Origin of the sequence: Prochlorococcus sp. MIT 1327, assembly GCF_047304785.1 — a bacterium.
In the GTDB taxonomy this organism is placed as follows: domain Bacteria; phylum Cyanobacteriota; class Cyanobacteriia; order PCC-6307; family Cyanobiaceae; genus Prochlorococcus; species Prochlorococcus marinus_D.
The window spans coordinates 304,819-321,885 of sequence record NZ_CP138972.1 but is presented as its reverse complement, the minus strand read 5'-3'; the positions used below and the strand labels follow the sequence as shown (position 1 = coordinate 321,885).

Genomic DNA, 17,067 nt, shown 5'->3' with positions numbered 1-17,067 from the left:
CACATCAGCCCAAATCGGACAACCGCTGACGCGCAAGCTCAGCCTGAGCCTCGGCCTCAGCAAGGTTGGATTGGCATTCCTCAACGACGTTCGGCGGAGCTTTGATTGCGAAATTCGGATTGGCCAAGCGACCCGCCAGACCAGCAATCTCTTTCTCTGCCTTAGCTAAATCCTTCTCCAAGCGACCCCTAAGAGCATCCAGATCCACCAATCCATCGATGGGCAACAGCACTTGCAACTCCCCACTAACACCGGCTAAGCAGCGCTGCGTCGGATCAGCACTGGTCGCCACCACCACGCTCTCAGCACGCGTGAGAGCTGTGATATCCGCAGTCGCCTGCTCTAACAAAGCCGCCAGCTCAGGGCGGCCTGTAATGAATTGAACCGGCACCGTCTGAGCTGGCTTCAGACCAGCAACTGCACGCAAATTACGCACCACCCGGATGGCCTCAATCAGCTCAGTAAACGACAGCTCAAGAGCGTCATCAAGAAATGATTTATTGCTTGCTGGCCAGCTTTGCAAAGCCAGAAAAGTATCTTTGGGCGCACCAGTTAACCCATGCCAAAGTTCCTCGCTCAAATGAGGCATTAATGGATGAAGCATCACCAATAGATCCGCAAGCACCTTGGCCAACACCTGACGAGCTGTGCACTGATCCGCCAGAACTTCACCACTGGCATCTTCACCCGGATGTAGCCGTCGTTTACTCAGCTCTAAATACCAGTCGCAAATATCGTTCCAAGCGAACTCATAAAGGCATTTAGCCGCCTCACCAAGGCGATAACTGTCGTAGCGCTCAGCAACATCGCGATTCATGCGAGCTAGGCGAGAAAGAATCCAACGATCCGCGAGTTGCAAGCTCGCGGGATCAGGCTCACCAAGCGACGCCGGCGTCTCTCCACCCAGATTCATCAGGGCAAAACGAGTGGCATTCCAGAGCTTATTAGCGAAGTTCCGGGCCGCCTCCACTGTCGCGGAGGTGTCGCTCTTACGGTCGTAATCCAAGCGGATGTCTTGACCTGCTCCCGCAACTTCACGCACCAGAGCAAAGCGCAAAGCATCGGTGCCATAACGCTCGATTAGCAACAACGGATCAATACCATTGCCGGCACTTTTGCTCATCTTGCGATTCTGCTCATCCCGCACCAAGCCATGGATATAGACGTCTGCGAACGGCATGCGACCGGTAAAGGCACCAGCCATCATCGTCATCCTCGCCACCCAGAAAAAGATGATGTCGAACCCTGTGACCAAAGTGCTGGTGGGATACCAACATTCAAGGTCTGCACTCTCTTGATCAGGCCAGCCCATGGTGGAGAAGGGCCAAAGACCACTGGAAAACCAGGTATCAAGAACATCTTCATCCTGCTGGATGACCACAGCCTCTCCAAACTGATCACGAGCCTGCTGCCATGCCTCCTCCTCCGAGCGAGCCACCAGATAAGGAGTGGCATCGGTCAACTGATTGTGAGTCTCACTGACAACAAACCAGGCAGGAATGCGATGGCCCCACCACAGCTGCCGGCTGATGCACCAATCACGAATCTCAGTGAGCCAATCGCGATAGACCTTTTGCCAACGATTGGGTACGAAGCGAGGTGCTCCATGATCCAAACACTCATGGCAACGGGCCGCTAGAGGTTCCATACGCACGAACCACTGAGTGGAAAGCAAAGGCTCCACCGGCACCTTGCCCCGGTCGGAATAAGGAACGCTATGGCGATGGGGCTCCACTTTCACCAATAGGCCCTCCTGCTGCAAGGCCGCCACCACTGCCTTGCGGGCCTCAAAGCGATCCAGCCCCTCAAAACGACCGGCATGACCATTCATGCTTCCGTTTTTGTTCATCACCGTGATCTGAGGCAAATCGTGCCGCCGTCCAATCGCAAAATCGTTGGGGTCATGGGCGGGTGTCACCTTGACGCAACCAGTCCCAAAATCCTGATCCACATGATCATCAGCAATCACTGGAATCTCTCTTCCCAGCAGGGGCAATCTGAGGGTTTGACCCACCAAATGGCGATAACGCTTGTCGGCCGGATTCACCGCAACAGCCACATCGCCAAGCATGGTTTCAGGGCGAGTTGTGGCCACTTCAAGATGAGTAGTGCCATCAGCGGCTGGGCCACCCGTTAGGGGATAGCGCAAGTGCCACATATGACCATCGACTTCCTTCATCTCAACCTCCAAATCGCTCACTGCCGATCCGGAAGCCGGGCACCAATTCACGAGGTACTCACCTCGATAGATCAAGCCCTGCTCATGTAAGCGAACAAAAGCTTCACGAACAGCCGCACTGAGACCTTCATCCAAAGTGAAGCGCTGACGCTGCCAGTCAACCGAGTAACCCAAGCGGCGAAGCTGATCAACAATCCGCCCACCGCTTTCCTCCTTCCAGGCCCAGGCACGTTCAAGAAAGGCCTCCCGGCCTAAGTCATAACGACTGATCGCTTCAGCCTTGAGCTGCTTTTCAAGAATGGTCTGCACAGCAATCGATGCGTGATCGGTCCCAGGCAGACAGAGCACATTTTTTCCTTGCAAGCGCTGAAAACGCACGATTGTGTCGATCAGAGCCGTATTGAAAGCATGCCCCATATGCAAACTGCCGGTCACGTTTGGGGGGGGGATCACCACCGAAAAAGGCTCGCCTGCAGCCTGTGGGTCAGGGTGAAAAGCACCACTCTCCTCCCATGCGCACTGCCAGCGACTCTCCGTACCAGCTGGGTCATAGGTCTTAGCAAGGGCATCAGCCGCCTGAACAAAGGCTGGGTCTGCGGCGCTCAGCTCAGTCACGATGGAAGTGGACGGCATTCGAACCATGCTCGCAAAAGGCCGCGGCGCATCCATGACGGCTCGAAACCATCACCCGCATCACTGAGAAACTTTCCAAGGAATAGCGACTAGCGCATCAAGCCTTTGCCAGCGACTGCGGTCGGAATCAACCCTTTCCAGCAACCCCACCTGATCCAATGCCCTGGAAGCCTGCTGGGGTGTCACTACGGCCCCAGGTGCTATAGGCATCACCAGCACTTGGGGCTCAGCTGGATCAGCCATCAGCTGCAATTCGAGATCCTCCAAGGTTCGTTCGTAAAACAACCCGCGCAAGCGACCCGTCAACCTTGGGCCCAGAGCCTCGGCAAATAACTCAAGGCTCTCGCGCTCTCCCGACAACCCACAGTTGAGCGCCATCCAGATCAGCAACTTGGCCCAACTATCCACCGTCCAGAGGGGCTGAAAGCTATCCCGGTGCTGCCGCACCAGCTCAGCCAAAGCAAAATCAACCAATTTGCCCTGAAACAGAATTGCTTGGGAATCGTCCATGGCAGACATCCTCTCCTCCAGCAGGCAGACTGATGAGGTGTCTAATCCGGCAGGGCCCATGACCCTGGATCTGAACGATCCCGAACTCGAATTTTCGAATTTGGTGGATGCCTACATCACGTGGGTATTGGCCGTGATCAATGATGAAAAGCTCGAATCTGAGGATCAGCTGCTCACTGATGAGATCTCTGAAGATGCGCTCAATGCGATGCGCTTTCTTCCAGGAGACGTGACCAGCGCCATTGAAACCAGCCTGGCGCGCGTCTATGACGTTGATGCAGAAGAACTCGCCAACCTGCTTTTCCCAGAAGACTGAACTTGATCGCTGATCCCCTGAGCTGCTCATGAGCTGCCTAGGAAGCATTCGTTAGATCTTCTTCACTGATCGATGAGGCATGGTTCCGCTGGATGCCAGATCCCCCAAGCAAACATGGCACTTGCTGGCACCTCCATAGAGCAGATGATGAGATGGGTAAAGTTAAGGCAACGAAGCTGGCAAGGTCAGCACATTCGATCAGGACCATGCAGGTATGGCAGCATCGGCTGACTGAACACACTGGACGCACTCGCTTGAGAGCAAAAGGGACATCTCAGGAGAAGCTTTTCAAAAACCAGATCTCAAAACTTGAGCTCTAGGAATAGTGTCCAGCAACGAAGCAGGCCCAATCAAGACTGATACAACGGCCTGGTCGCAAGCAATCGCAAGGATCGTTGGGAGGTGTTCGCTCAGTGATCACAGCTCATCTACAAAACTCAGAGCGATTTCCAAGATTGGCAAACCCGCCACAATCACCCACGTTTAGGCAAGAACTAAGACAACTCTTGCAAAAAGGAACAATGGCCCAACAACAAACCGCATCAATCCTCAATATTTTGAGCGAAAAAGTAGGCAGCGTGAACACATTGCCTGGCGGTGCTGCTCTTAGCAAGTAGAGCTAGCGGGATCGACTAACAAGCTGAAAACAGTGTGATTGATGGCTTCAGATTCCGTTCAAGCGCAATATCAATGCAATCGTCTTGAACAATCAGCCACGTAGAGCACACAACCAAACTGGAGAAGGCAAAGGCGAAAACCTATAAAACAATCAAAGCACCGCCCTAGCATTGCCACTAAAGGCTGAGCTCCATCCTGCAAAGACAAAACAACTTGGCGTATAAGATTGATTTAAAGGATTTCTCTAAGCACTTTTCACCATGTCAGAGACCCAAGCTCTCTACGTACTATTGGCCCCTACCGGCCAACTGACCGGCAATGGGCAATTACGAGAAACAATTCGCGAACGTCGGAAGCGCAATGGCGACGATGTAGCTTTTTGGTATCTTTCTCCTGAACTGGTTCAGAAATTCAATCTGCCTGGAACAGGGGTGGAAGCAGTGGTTGCCAACGAACTCACAGCAATCAATTGGCTGAAAATGCGCTTTGGTGGTGAGAGTTGCAGCATTCAACTAGATGTTGATCAATTACATGAACATGCAAGTTCATTACCACCGGCACCAACAAATAGGGATCTTAGTATTCAATAAATAATTGCACTGGCAGTTGATACGGGTGATCAATCAACACCAAGCCAACACTACAAACACATCTGCTAGCGAAGCAATAAAAAAATACCTATCCTTACTACATTGAAAAAACACTTTCACATTCTTGCTACTCATATGACATCCCTTCACAAGATCACAATCCACCACCGCCAAGCAGGCCGCACAATTACTTTTGATGTGCCAGATGGGGAATATATTCTGCGCTCTTTCGAGTCACGTGGAGAGCAGCTGCCTTTTTCATGCAGAAATGGCTGTTGCACAACATGCGCCGTAAGAATTTTATCTGGCGAGATGGATCAAACGGCTGGTATTGGCCTTTCAAAAGAAATGCGCGACAAAGGATATGGGCTGCTTTGCGTGGCAAGAGCAACTGGAGATCTAGAAGTTGAGACTCAGGATGAGGATGAGGTCTACGAAATGCAGTTCGGCAAAGATTTGGGCAGCATTAAATCTAAAGCAGGCAGCCCTTTTGATCTATAAACAAACTCAAGCAACAAAGCCTACAGGAAATATAACTTGTGCTGTACGTTGAAGAAAACTCTCAAGATTTCATCAAGTCTTCTTCAGCACAAGATCAGCAGAAGAATTTATCCATAGCGAACTGCATTTGTTTTCTCCATTGGCAATGCAAATTGCCGAAGAATCAATGAAACAAACTTACTAAGAGCTACTGGCTTAGCCAAGCCAGAGCTTTCCCTCCAATTACGGAATGCCTTCAAGATCTGCATACGCATCTCCAGGAATTTGCCATCATCGAAGTTGTAAACCCAAGGGAATGCATTGCGAGAAGTGTTATTGGTTTGCACGATCACCTCCTCATCAAAAAGGACAGGGTCGATACCCAAAAGCCCGTAGAAATCACCCCGCTCGCAAACAGTGAGTGTGTGTGTAAGAAAAACACTCCAAAGGAAAAAGCGGCTGAGAAGCTTGCCTCGGAAGCCTTTGGTCATTCCTGGCCAGCAACGCATCATCAGATTGATGCAATCACCATGACGATTTTCGTCCTGACACCATGGCTCAAAAAAGTCAAATAAAGGGGCACATACCTTCTCAGGGTTGTCATTTAGATGACGGTTAATCAAGATATAACGCCAATAGCCAATCTTCTCCGAAAGATATAAAGAGTAGAGCACCCAGCTGAGCGGAAAAAATGTAGGCGCTCTTTTGTTGCCTAAATTTGGCAAATCAACATTGATCCCTTCTGCCTTTAATGCCCTGCCAAGAAAACCTGCATGACGAGCTTCATCCCTTGCTAAAAATGTAAAAAACTGCCCTAATTCCTGACGACCTGCTTTCTTGAATCTATTTGAGATCTCCTTAAAGAGTAAGAATCCAGAAAACTCAGAGACAACAGAGCGAACCAAATAGCTCTCATAAATAGCCTTGTCCTCAGGAGAGAGATCAGCCAGGCGCTCTAGAGAAGCCTTGCGATCAAAATGTTTAAGGTTGTAGTCTGCTTCCATCTCTTTAAACATCGCCTCAAAATCTTTGCGGGCGATATCAAGATCAGTTTTGGCCGCCTTATCGAATTCTGTGGTGTAAAAACGCGGAGTCAGCAGGTTGTCATCAAGGTGCGGCGGAAGCTCATTCCTCCCTCCTCCTCTCATAGCAGGGGCAGTAGCAGTAGTGGCTGTCATCACCTTGCTCTAACTGGCAAGTGATCATAAGGCCTTTGCTTTAAAAATCGCCCTTTTCCTTAGGCAATCGCAAAATACACCGAGTATCCAAATCACAAAACAGGAACACAAGCAGCCTCGATACAGCCAATCGCGCCCAAGAACCCGCAAGATCTAGAGACCTCAAGGCTGATCAGCAATCCTGTAACTACAAGCCTGCAGGGGCTTCGGCCCAGGCAACAATCCAAAAAGGACGCTAAAGCTAATATAACGCTATAGCGTTAATATACCTTATCAAGTCTCAGCGGGTCACGCTAAGTTGATTCTGTTTTATACAAGTTATTGATATGGAGCTCCTCGCCGAGTACTTCAAAGTGTTCTCAGAGCCCAACCGCCTGGCAGTTCTTGAGGCACTCAGGAGCGGACCTCTCAATGTAACGGCCGTTGTTGAAAAAACTGACCTAAGCCAAGCCCTGGTATCGAAACACCTGAAGCTGCTTACCATCGCTGGCGTGGTGCATCGCCGCCCAGAAGGATCCCTCGTGTACTACGAGGTGATGGACAAGGCTGTGTTCAAACTGATTAGCCAGGCGCAAAAATTGATCATGACCGCCCGCCGCCAACAGCTCGACGAGCTCTCCTCCATCATCTGATCGAGGAGCTTCCTTCTCTGGACCCACGAAAGCATGACCGATTAGAACAAGCCCTTGCTGATGGCAAGCGTTGTTTTCCCGGGCTTCAGCTCATTCAAGTCGATGGTCTTGATCTCGATCTCTCAAGCTGCGAACTCACCGACAGCTGTTTCAAGGAAGCCCGCTTTGGTCATGCCCAGCTAAGCAATGCAACGTCCAGGGATGCTGTTTTCAAGAAGCCTTGCTAAGGGGGGCAGATCTTTCCAATCTTCAAGATCAGCAATCGTTTTGGCACGCAGCCGATTTCTCAGGAACCCACATCCAGCCAGCAAACTTCAGCGAGGCTGTCATGCATCGCTGCTGCCTAAGAGGCGTGATTGCTGCCAGCAGCGCATGGCATACAGCCCGGCTAGTCGAGGCAGATTTCCGTTCAGACCTCGATCAACTCACTGACCTAAGCAAAGAAGATTTCAACAACGCAGACCTTAGTTATGCCCTTCTGCAGAGAACCAATCTGCACAGAGTCAACCTGCTTCGCTGCTGCCTCTACGGCACATCCTTCTGCGAGGCCGATCTACGCGAAGCGGACCTACATGGATGCGATCTGGGGACAGCAAGCTAGAAGGAGCCCTGCTACCCAAGGGAGTTAAACCTCAAAACGCAACACCCATCCATTGATGAGCTCATTGCAAGGCGCTGATGCGGATCTTCATTAGGCCTGCCAATGCAGATCTTTCCAAACCGCTACCGAAAGGATTAAGCCTCAGCAGTAATACACCCTGCTAAACAGATAGAACATCAAGCGGCGGGCCCAAGCGGCATTAGCTAAGTCCCCTCTTAACCCCATCGCTCCCATGGGTGCACCCTCCCCTGATCAAGACATTGCAGCGATTAGGCGGAATTACCAAAGAGCAAGCCTGCGCAGTGTCGACCTAGATGCCGATCCAGTGGAGCAATTCCGTCGCTGGCTTCAGCAAGCCATCGCAGCTGATCTGCAAGAGTCCACAGCCATGGTGCTCAGCACCTTTGATGGCAAACGCCCCAGCAGCCGCACAGTGCTGCTCAAAGCCTTTGACAAGCGCGGATTTGTGTTCTTCACCAATTACGGCAGCCGAAAAGCCCAAGACATTTCTGCGCATCCGAATGTGAGCCTGCTATTTCCCTGGTATGACCTTGAGCGGCAAGTCGCAATCATGGGCCCTGCTGAGCGCATCAGCAGAGCTGAATCTCAGGCCTATTTCAGCTCAAGGCCCTTCGGGAGTCGCCTTGGGGTCTGGGTATCGCAGCAAAGCCAAGTGATCAGCTCGCGCCAGATCCTGGAAATGAAATGGCAAGAAATGAATCGTCGCTTCGCCAATGGTGAAGTACCCCTCCCTGAGTTCTGGGGTGGCTTTCGGGTGGCTCCGATTGAATTCGAATTCTGGCAGGGACGCGAGAACCGGCTAAACGATCGATTTCGCTACCGACCCCAACAAGACAGCAACCATGCGCAAACCTGGCGCATCGAGCGCTTAGCCCCATGAATTAATTGATCAAGATGAACTTGAGCCGCAATGGCTTGCTGTCAGCTTGGATGAGTTGGATGTCCGTCGTGTCTGATCGGTATGGAGTCCACCACCCCCAGCCATCAATGCATGATGCGGATGGCTCCCTACCTAATCGGTCGCCCACGCCGCGGCGTCGTGGGAGGCAGCCGTTATGCCTGCAAGTTACGGGAATCCATTCGCCAAGCAGCCAATGATCCAGAGCGCAAGCCCGTCTTAATCAGTGGTGAAAAAGTCTTAGAAAAAGGCAGCATCGCCAGACTGGGCATTCCAGCTCTGCCGATCAACGCCTTCTTTTGATGAGCTTCGATGACAGCAACATAGGCGGCCCAGGCGTTGAACTTTTTGGCACAGAAGACTCTCATGAACTTTCTCTGCTCGATTGCCTAGGAGAGGGCAGCTCACAGCAACTTTTGCCGTCAGTAGCGATGTCAATCTGAACCTTGGTCAACGGCGCCAAAAAAGCAACAACACCAGACAAAGAACCCCAATCAAAGGCCCCGGCGGCAGATCCAGCAAAATCGCCAGCATTAATCCGCCACTGCTCAGCAGCACACCAGTGCCAGCAGAGCGCAGCATCAAGACGCGCAGACTCTCGCTGCGATCAAGATTCACCAGCACAGGAGCGCAAAGCAGGGCAATCACAAGCACAACACCAACGGCAGTGATTGCGCTGATCACCACCAGAGCAGTGATCAGAATCGTGATGAAACGGATCTGCATGACCGGTCGTCGCGCGGCGATCGCTCCCTCCTGATCCACACCGAGAAACACAAGATCCTGATAACGACTGAGCAACAGCAGCAGCAGGGCAGCGGCAGCGATCAGCGTCCGGATCACATCGCTACCGTTGCCAGCAAGCATGTCTCCAAAAAGAAGAGCTTCCAGATCGATTCGCGCTTGCAGCAGGGGCACCAGCAGCACCCCCAGGGCAGTGAAACCCGCCAGCACGGTGTTCATTGCGCCCTCCTCCCGGCCTTTGAAGCGATGGTTGAGCTGTTCTGCCAGCAACGCACCAAGCAGACCGCTCAGCAAACCCCCGATTAGGGGATCTAGCTCGAATGCCAGCGCAAGCACCAGCCCTGGCAAGACCGAATGGGCCATCAGATTTGCTAAAAGGATGCGTCGCTGAGTAATCAGCAGAGCACCAGTCGTCGGGCAGATCACCCCAACCATCAGAGCCAGGATCAATGGCGTTAGCCACCAAACGCCCAAGTCATCCACAGCAGTGACTGCCCATCATGCAAGTCATGTCGGTGAGGTTTTGGCGAACTTCATCGGGTGTGCCACAGGCAAGCACCGTACCGTCGAGCACCACCACTCGGTCATAACTGTCGAGGGCACTGCCCCAATCATGGCTACTCACGAGTAGGGTTTGTCCCGATTCTGCTTGCTGGCGCATCACTGTGAGTAGGTGTTCACGCGTCGGCGGGTCGATGGCGCTGCAAGGTTCATCGAGCAGCAAGATGCTGGTCTGCTGCATCAGTGCCCGTGCCAGCAGCACCCGCTGCTGCTGGCCTCCTGACAGCCGGTCGAGCCGTCGAGCACCGAGACCATTCAGCCCAACCTGATTGAGTAGCCGCTGGGCAGAAAGCTGCTGCCCTGGATTGCGCGTACGCAGTCTTCCCAACTCCACCATCTGCTTCACCGTGATCGGAAACGACCAGTCGATCGACGCCCGTTGTGGCATCAAAGCAATACTGCCGTTGCTTTCAATCGTGCCCTGATTCGCTCTAAGGCAACCCTGAATCAAATGAAGCAGGGTGGACTTACCAGCACCATTAGGACCGACGAGGGCTGTGAGCGTCCCAGGGTGAAGGTCAAGATCAACGCTCTTAATGGCAGGGCAGTTGTCGTAGTCATAGGAGACCCCTCGCACGCTGAGGCTCGGCATCGCTGAGGCAATGCCAACACCGAACTGATGAAGACCTTGGTCCTGTCTTGGAACTGAAACAAGAGAACGCACAGAACCCCGACTGGTCATAAAAATGGGAATCATTCTCATTTTAGAACATCTTGGCTTCAGCTCGCCCTATCACACCTTCAGCCATAAACGCTCTACTTGTTCTAGCCACAATCTCTGCTACTCCAGTTTCTGCACAGGCAAGTCAGCCAACCGTGGTCGCCATTGATGGTGTGCTCTGTGATCTCACTCGCACGCTTGTGGCCTCAGATGCCAAGGTGGTTTGCCTGATTCAACCGGGTAGCGATCCCCACAACTACAGGCTCAAACCCAGCGACCGACAGGCTCTGAGCAGTGCGAGTTTGGTGTTGCACAACGGCTACAACCTCACCCCAAGTGCAAACAAAATCAGCGGCTCAACCAAGGTGGTTGCCGTAGCGGAGAAAGCAATACCCACTACGGACCACGCAAACCACGACAACGGCCATGCGGAGCATGGTGGTCATGACCACGACGAGTCAGACCCCCATGTCTGGCACGATCCCGCCAATTCAGCCGCGATGGTGACCGTTATTGCTGAGCGTCTCGCTCCTGTCCTGCCTTCTACTCAACAGTCTGCATTGACTGCTCGGGCCGCAGAAGCGATTAACGTGCTCAATCGCGTTGGTGATTGGGGAGGCAAGCAGTTCGCCACGATTCCTGAGAATCAGCGCGTTCTCGTGAGTGAACACAAAGCTTATAGCTACCTCACGAATCGATATGGGCTACGACAAATCACCATGCTCGATTCCTTTACCACCGGAGGCGTTTTGCGCCCCTCTAGCCTTCGAACGATCACAGCTGAAGTGCAAGGCTCCGGCGCCCAAACCCTTTTCCCTGAATCTCTACCTGTCAGCAAGACCCTGCGCCGCATCAGCCGCAGCACTGGTCTGCCTGTGAATGGCACCCCTCTGTTCGCCGATGGCCTCGCTCCCGATCGCTCCACAGTTGGCACGGCAACGCTAAACATTTGCACTGTGGTCCAAGGCCAAGGAGGCCAGTGTGATCAGGCCGCTGCCGATGAACTGATGGCGCGTTGGTCCGCGATTCGTTGAACAATCAATTTCACCTTTGTTGAATCCCTTTCAATTCATTCCTACACAAACCAATGTCTCATCGTCTCTTCAATCGGCCCAAGTTTTTACTTCTAGCGCTCCTACTTGCTCCAGCAACGCTTGATGCCACCCTCTGCCGCCCCAGTGTTGCAGGTGGCAACCATGGCGGCGGTGGCGCAGAAGCTCTAGAGGCAGGTGAATTTCGTACATCACCCGTTATCACCATCGAAGGTCATGGAGGGTTCGAAAGCAACCTAGAGGGCAGCCCTGAGCACTACGCCATCGATGGTTTGTTTGGCTTAGTGATGGAGTGGGGTCTTGGCAATAACGGTAGCTTCGCGATTGAAGCCGCCATTGGTCCAGCCCTGGTGTGGGGTGAAGCGGAACACTTTTACGGCAAGGTTCATGTCGATGAGCATGACGAAGAGACGGATAGCCATAGCGACGATGAGCATGCCGAGCATGGCGATGACCATGACGACCATGCCGAGCATGAGGACGAGCATGGCGATGAGCATGACGATGACCATGCTGGCCATGACGACGACGATGACCATGCTGGCCATGACGACCATGCTGGCCATGGGTCCCATGACACCGACTACAAACGCTCCGATGTCCGCGGTTTCCTTCAGGCGCGCTATGCCCCTAACGATCGGCTGAGCCTCTCGGTCTCCTGGAATCCCTACTACGTCACCAAGAATCAAGGCGAAGACATTAAGGGTCTGAAGAATGAACTAGGAGCGAAAGTGCTTTGGGCACTGGGCGATGGAGATGTCAATTTTGCTCTCGGCGATCGCCTCGAAGACCTGATCGATGGCGTTTATCTCTCTCTCGAGCATCGGCAGGGATGGGAATCGGATGGCACATGGATGGGCAACTACACCGATCCCCGTCTTGGAGTCGGTTTCAATGTCGACCTGTTGAACATCAGCCTCAACGCTGGACCACGCTTCTACGTACCAGGCAGCTACTCCGCACTCGAACAGCGCACCGATTTCGCAGGCGAACTGGAAGTTGCATACCCAGTTGGCAACAACACTGTTCTGTTCGCCCACTGGCAGCCCACCTACAGTTCAGAAGGAGGCTCAGGCTGGGGTGAAGGCTGGCAGCACCACGTCGGCACCGGCGTCACATTCAGCTTCTAAGCAAACAGCGATAGATCACCCTGCGGACAACCAAAGTGCCTCCTTAATTCGTATTGGCAAGACCTCAAGCCATTCAAGCGTGGTGGCATCCATCAGAGCCGCTCGACCTGCATCCCATCCTGGCTTGGTGACGGTCATCAACAACTGTTCGCCCACAGGGTCAAACTGCAGCATTGAACGTGGCTTAAAAGTCCATGGTGCTAGTTGGCGGCGGCCCAGTACCAAGCCGTCGCCATCCAGTAGAACAAGCTCATGTTGCATGCGGCGATCCTGCCTGCGACCAAGAACCGCCCAAACACGCTCGCCCCTGTTATCACAACTCAAGGCCAGCACTGACTCTTCGCCAAGCCAGAGCTGCTTAGGGGGCAATCCTGGAATCACCAACTCGATTGAACGGCGATAGTCGGGCCAATGGCGGATGAGTACTACCCTGCCCGTGGCTTGGCAGAAATCTCCGAGATCCCTTGCCCCGGGGAGGAGTTGGGGGGTCTTGTAGTTTTCAATCAATGGACGCAGTGTCAGCCCGTTGAAGGTGGGCACAACTGCTCCACCACCGGCCGGCAGCAGCTGGATCGGACCGGAGGCTTTGATCTCAAGGGTTCTTCTCTGGCCATCCGCTTTGATCAGTTCAGTGCGTCCACTTCCTGGAGAGAATCCTCCTGTTTGCGCAAGCAGGTCACCGTTCAGGTTGCTGCTGAGATCAGCAAAAAGATATTGCCCTGGCACTAATGGCATCAATTTCCCTGCCTTTGGAGCAGCGAGCTGATCGCGATCAGCCGTGATATTGCGTGGCAACAAAGGCAGCAAAAAGAGTCGTTGCTTCCAGTCCTTATCCCTTTCGATCAAGGCGGCTCCCTTGCCATTGCCAAGGGGAACAACTCTCTGAATCTGATTCAGCGTGGGACTCAGGGGTATCCAACGCCCATCGCGGCTCTGGACTTGCAGTTGGTCTCCGCCATCCACCTGGCGATTCACTAACAGCCAGGGTCTCGGATCCCACCACCAGTGTTGGGGGGGTAGAGCCTGGGCTCGATGATCCTGTCCAGCAACCGTCAGCTGAATTGAAGACTTGATCCTCTGATTGGCATCAATCAACAAACGCAGAAGATTGTTCTCCCCCTGCCAACGGTGAGGTAGGTCCGGTTGTAGTTGACTATCTGCCGCCACGCTCCCCAGTTGCATCGGCCGACTGAAGCGAAGGTCAAGGGCAGCGCTACCTGACTGAAGGGGCTGCGGTGTGCGTGACAGCAATCGGGGTGGACGGCTCAGCAGCAGTTGCTGTTGCGCCAGCACCAGAGCCGCGAAGCTTGTTAGCAGCACCCACATCTTTTGCTTCATGGTTCCAGCGGTCGTTCCGGCCTTTGAATCGGTGTGATTGTCTCGGGAACCACAACGGCGACTCTCTGGCCCTGACGTGTTTCCACCTTCATCTGCCCTTCAATCTTGAGCCACTGATTGACCTTGGGTTGAGCCTCCAATGGCCAGGACACCGGTAGCCCTGCAGGGGTGGCATCCGCCAGACAGCAGCGCACCGTAAGGCGTGCGATCTGGGCTGGCTGATCGCCTCTCTTGAGCACAAATCCACTGATGTTGACAGGATTGCCATCCACCAGATCCGGGTCAGGCTGGCTGCGCAATAGCCTTACCCAGTCCGTAAGCGTGCGCTGTTGAGGCGGCAGCACGAAAGCCAGATCCGGCGGTTCAAGTAGGCCTTGCGGGCGCGAGGCTGCCAGGTCGCTGAAGGAAGGTTGCGGGGGCACGACTAACACAAGTACTGCCATCCCAGCACTGGCCAGCCAGGGCCATGACACTGATTCTTTCCGCTTGCGGCTTTTAAGTCCCACCATCACACCCGCAATCAGCAGCGCCACTCCTGAAGCACTGACAAGTTTGTGGAAGCCACCAGCGAGAAGGAGGTCGAGGCGACCTGAACGAACACTCCAGACCACCATCCATCCCCACAGCTGCAGAAGCAGGGCACGCATCATCGTTTTCTCCTGTTCAAAGTTGCCATAAATTGACCCACTGGCCGATTAGCAACACGCCTAGACAGGCCACGATTGCTGTGATGCCAATTGCTTTTGGCCTGAGCAATACAGTGAACAGACCTGCAAGTTTCAGATCCACAACCGGACCCAGTAACAGGAACGCCAGCAGGGCTCCAGGTGTCACCTGGGCAGCGAAGCCAAGGGCCAGAAAGGCATCCACGCTTGAGCACACCGAGACCACAATCGCCAGCAGCATTAACGCCACAATCGAGAGTGTCGGCGCGCTGCCTACCGCCAAGAGCCAACTGCGTGGCAACCAGGTCTGCACAAGGGCGGCGATCACACAACCGAGCACGAGCAGAGCAAGCAAGTCAAGAAATTCCCGGCTGCTTTGTTCCAGCACCTCACTGAGTTGAGGTCGCTCAATTCTCGTTGGTTGTGGATCTGGTAGCGCGGCTCCGATCAGCCCACCGCCTCTTTCTAATAGACCGATACTGCTCAAGGGCTGGCTAAGACGCCGTTCTGCCAATAGGGACGATTCAATCAGTTGCGCTTCTGGTAGCTGCACCAGGAGTGCACTCAGTAACAGAGCAATTAGAAAGGCTCCGAGTGGTCTAGCAATCAGCAACCAAGACTGATCAGGGAAGGCGGCCCAGGTGCTGGCGAGAACGATCGGATTCAGGACTGGCGCTGCAAACAAAAAGCCGAAGGCTGTGCCCAGAGGAGCACCGCTGGCCAGTAAGCGGCGGGCGACAGGAACATTGCCGCATTCACAAGCGGGTAGGGCAAAACCCATTAAGGCACCCGTGATCGGCGCTAGCAGTGGATGCCTGGGGAGACGTCCGATCCAGGCACCCTGGGGTACAAGCCAGCGGGCCAGGCCAGCAATGGTGACACCCAACAACAGGAAGGGAATCGCTTCAAGCAGAAGGCCCTGAAATATCGCCCAGGCTGTGGCGAGCCTATCCATCTAGCTCAACTGTGCATGTGGCTGATTCTGCAGCAATGGAAATCTTTTGCAGAATTTTTCATGATATTGGATGGATCAGGTTGAAAACTTGTGCCCAGTGATCGCTGCTAATCATGTAATGATATGAGCATCCAAAGCAACCTTAAAAACTACTTATAACCTACAGGCAGCGACTGACTCGCGTTGAGCATCAGGCGAAGCTAATTGCCCTTTTGAGTTCAAAAGCTTAGCGAATATTCTTCTGCTTGATTCTCATACGAAGCCCTGCTAAAGCAAATGCCAGAACTCTGATCAAGACACTTCCAGATCCTATTGTCATGCAAATGATAAAGGAACTTCCCTGGTCTAAAAAATATTATGTGATCTCATTAATCAGTTAAATCCTGAAAAGACCCGTATTTACTTTCAGCTCAAAGTCTTGAAAGATACTGGCTTGATTAGCGATCGATGTAAGGGCCACTGGAGTTGCTACCGCTTGAGCATAAAGACCTTACATATCTTGCAGGGCTGACTTAGTTTTCAGTAAAAAATATAAAACTTAGCCATTGATTGCGAATCATCGCGATTAATGACACATCAGTGAGTCCATTACCGAAACTGAATCACAAACCAAAGCTCTGATGAATGTCATTTCAAAATGAGGCAAAGAGTTTGTCAATCAAAGATTCTATATTCTCTTGAGATCTGCTTAAACATCTGCTTTTTTGCATAAAATTGAATTCTTGCAATGGTCTTGCTCGTTGATTGTCTAGAATCATTGATGCAAAAAATTTGTCAAAAACAATCCTTTTGCCAGCTCCTCTGAGCTAAAAGAGCAAGTGAACGAGCTCATCCATGCCTCTAGATCAGCGCAAGCCCACACTGCGACAGAAGCAATTATTGAAAGAACTACGTGGCTGTTGCGATGAAATGAGCGGTCAGCAGCTGTATCGCGCCTTGCAGGACAGCCCCTATGCCATGGGACTTGCAACCGTATACAGAAACTTGCGCCAGCTTCAACAACGAGGACTGGTGAGATGCCGACACCTACCTACAGGTGAAGCCCTCTATGCGCCAGTGGAAAGGGACCTTCATCACCTCACATGCGTGGACTGCGGCAAAACGCTGCCGATCGAGCATTGCCCTTTGCACAACCTCAACATCCCGCAAAAACAAAGTCATAATTTTCAGCTGATCTTCCACACACTTGAGTTCTTTGGTCACTGTGAGAGCTGCCAAAAGGGTTAAAGCCTGACCTGAAATCTCACTGAAAAAACGCTTATGTAGCGACCCAACCTCCTGCAAAGCTCATACGTCAAAGCAATA

Annotated in this window: 20 protein-coding genes; 12 read left to right on the top strand and 8 right to left on the bottom strand. The window is 52.9% G+C overall.

Annotation, left to right across the window (positions count from 1 at the left end; genetic code table 11):
- Positions 1-4: 4 nt before the first annotated feature.
- Positions 5-2,812 (bottom strand): valine--tRNA ligase, encoded by a 2,808-nt coding sequence (locus SIB80_RS01520; RefSeq protein WP_370521004.1) that lies wholly within the window; start codon positions 2,810-2,812, stop codon positions 5-7.
- 60 nt (positions 2,813-2,872) lie between these two features.
- Positions 2,873-3,322 (bottom strand): hypothetical protein, encoded by a 450-nt coding sequence (locus tag SIB80_RS01515; RefSeq protein WP_011131556.1) that lies wholly within the window; start codon positions 3,320-3,322, stop codon positions 2,873-2,875.
- Between the two features lie 58 nt (positions 3,323-3,380).
- Between SIB80_RS01515 and SIB80_RS01510 the strand changes: the two genes are divergently transcribed.
- The 4 genes from SIB80_RS01510 (at position 3,381) to SIB80_RS01495 (ending at position 5,347) form a co-directional block, all read left to right on the top strand.
- Entirely contained in the window at positions 3,381-3,638 is a 258-nt protein-coding gene (locus tag SIB80_RS01510) for a hypothetical protein (RefSeq protein WP_063398958.1), read from the top strand.
- Between the two features lie 455 nt (positions 3,639-4,093).
- Positions 4,094-4,255, top strand: coding sequence for a hypothetical protein (locus tag SIB80_RS01505; RefSeq protein WP_413352086.1), 162 nt, complete (start codon positions 4,094-4,096; stop codon positions 4,253-4,255).
- 261 nt (positions 4,256-4,516) lie between these two features.
- Positions 4,517-4,846 (top strand): hypothetical protein, encoded by a 330-nt coding sequence (locus SIB80_RS01500; RefSeq protein WP_063407577.1) that lies wholly within the window; start codon positions 4,517-4,519, stop codon positions 4,844-4,846.
- A 135-nt stretch (positions 4,847-4,981) separates the two neighbouring features.
- Positions 4,982-5,347 (top strand): 2Fe-2S iron-sulfur cluster-binding protein, encoded by a 366-nt coding sequence (locus SIB80_RS01495; protein WP_011131559.1) that lies wholly within the window; start codon positions 4,982-4,984, stop codon positions 5,345-5,347.
- Positions 5,348-5,454: 107 nt separating this feature from the next.
- Here the strand turns inward: SIB80_RS01495 and acsF are convergent, their stop codons facing one another.
- Positions 5,455-6,504, bottom strand: coding sequence for a magnesium-protoporphyrin IX monomethyl ester (oxidative) cyclase (acsF, locus tag SIB80_RS01490; RefSeq protein WP_063420709.1), 1,050 nt, complete (start codon positions 6,502-6,504; stop codon positions 5,455-5,457).
- A 326-nt stretch (positions 6,505-6,830) separates the two neighbouring features.
- Here acsF and SIB80_RS01485 point away from each other — a divergent pair, with 326 nt between their 5' ends.
- The 5 genes from SIB80_RS01485 to SIB80_RS01465 all read left to right on the top strand — a co-directional run bounded on the left by SIB80_RS01485 (position 6,831) and on the right by SIB80_RS01465 (position 9,099).
- A complete protein-coding gene (locus tag SIB80_RS01485; protein WP_011131561.1) occupies positions 6,831-7,136 on the top strand; it encodes an ArsR/SmtB family transcription factor in 306 nt (101 codons plus the stop codon).
- A gap of 328 nt (positions 7,137-7,464) precedes the next feature.
- Complete coding sequence (locus SIB80_RS01480; RefSeq protein ID WP_236066186.1) at positions 7,465-7,737, top strand: pentapeptide repeat-containing protein; 273 nt, start codon at positions 7,465-7,467, stop codon at positions 7,735-7,737.
- Between the two features lie 232 nt (positions 7,738-7,969).
- Positions 7,970-8,638 (top strand): pyridoxamine 5'-phosphate oxidase, encoded by a 669-nt coding sequence (pdxH, locus tag SIB80_RS01475; RefSeq protein WP_063420710.1) that lies wholly within the window; start codon positions 7,970-7,972, stop codon positions 8,636-8,638.
- 81 nt (positions 8,639-8,719) lie between these two features.
- A complete protein-coding gene (locus SIB80_RS01470) occupies positions 8,720-8,959 on the top strand; it encodes a hypothetical protein (RefSeq protein WP_063420711.1) in 240 nt (79 codons plus the stop codon).
- Positions 8,959-9,099: a hypothetical protein gene (locus SIB80_RS01465; RefSeq protein ID WP_236066187.1), complete on the top strand. Its 141-nt coding sequence runs from the start codon at positions 8,959-8,961 to the stop codon at positions 9,097-9,099. The genes SIB80_RS01470 and SIB80_RS01465 overlap by 1 nt, the downstream gene beginning before the upstream one ends.
- A gap of 7 nt (positions 9,100-9,106) precedes the next feature.
- On the opposite strand, the gene SIB80_RS01460 is transcribed toward SIB80_RS01465, so the two are convergent.
- Together SIB80_RS01460 and SIB80_RS01455 are read right to left on the bottom strand one after the other, a co-directional pair.
- Positions 9,107-9,883 (bottom strand): metal ABC transporter permease, encoded by a 777-nt coding sequence (locus tag SIB80_RS01460; protein WP_063420712.1) that lies wholly within the window; start codon positions 9,881-9,883, stop codon positions 9,107-9,109.
- Positions 9,876-10,553: a metal ABC transporter ATP-binding protein gene (locus tag SIB80_RS01455; RefSeq protein ID WP_063420869.1), complete on the bottom strand. Its 678-nt coding sequence runs from the start codon at positions 10,551-10,553 to the stop codon at positions 9,876-9,878. Before SIB80_RS01455 ends, SIB80_RS01460 begins: the two co-directional genes overlap by 8 nt.
- 122 nt (positions 10,554-10,675) lie before the next feature.
- Here SIB80_RS01455 and SIB80_RS01450 point away from each other — a divergent pair, with 122 nt between their 5' ends.
- Together SIB80_RS01450 and SIB80_RS01445 are read left to right on the top strand one after the other, a co-directional pair.
- Positions 10,676-11,656 (top strand): metal ABC transporter substrate-binding protein, encoded by a 981-nt coding sequence (locus SIB80_RS01450; RefSeq protein WP_063420713.1) that lies wholly within the window; start codon positions 10,676-10,678, stop codon positions 11,654-11,656.
- 53 nt (positions 11,657-11,709) lie between these two features.
- The gene (locus tag SIB80_RS01445; protein ID WP_063420714.1) at positions 11,710-12,804 is read left to right on the top strand and encodes a hypothetical protein; all 1,095 of its coding nucleotides are present in this window, start codon (positions 11,710-11,712) and stop codon (positions 12,802-12,804) included.
- A gap of 15 nt (positions 12,805-12,819) precedes the next feature.
- On the opposite strand, the gene SIB80_RS01440 is transcribed toward SIB80_RS01445, so the two are convergent.
- From SIB80_RS01440 to SIB80_RS01430, 3 genes are read right to left on the bottom strand one after another with little or no spacing between them, the layout of a single operon-like run.
- Positions 12,820-14,142: a hypothetical protein gene (locus SIB80_RS01440; RefSeq protein ID WP_063420715.1), complete on the bottom strand. Its 1,323-nt coding sequence runs from the start codon at positions 14,140-14,142 to the stop codon at positions 12,820-12,822.
- A complete protein-coding gene (locus SIB80_RS01435) occupies positions 14,139-14,792 on the bottom strand; it encodes a TIGR03943 family putative permease subunit (protein WP_063420716.1) in 654 nt (217 codons plus the stop codon). Before SIB80_RS01435 ends, SIB80_RS01440 begins: the two co-directional genes overlap by 4 nt.
- Before the next feature lie 13 nt (positions 14,793-14,805).
- A complete protein-coding gene (locus SIB80_RS01430) occupies positions 14,806-15,762 on the bottom strand; it encodes a permease (protein WP_063420717.1) in 957 nt (318 codons plus the stop codon).
- Positions 15,763-16,596: 834 nt separating this feature from the next.
- On the opposite strand from SIB80_RS01430, the gene SIB80_RS01425 reads away from it, so the two are divergent.
- A complete protein-coding gene (locus SIB80_RS01425; RefSeq protein WP_063420718.1) occupies positions 16,597-16,989 on the top strand; it encodes a Fur family transcriptional regulator in 393 nt (130 codons plus the stop codon).
- Positions 16,990-17,067 lie beyond the last annotated feature (78 nt).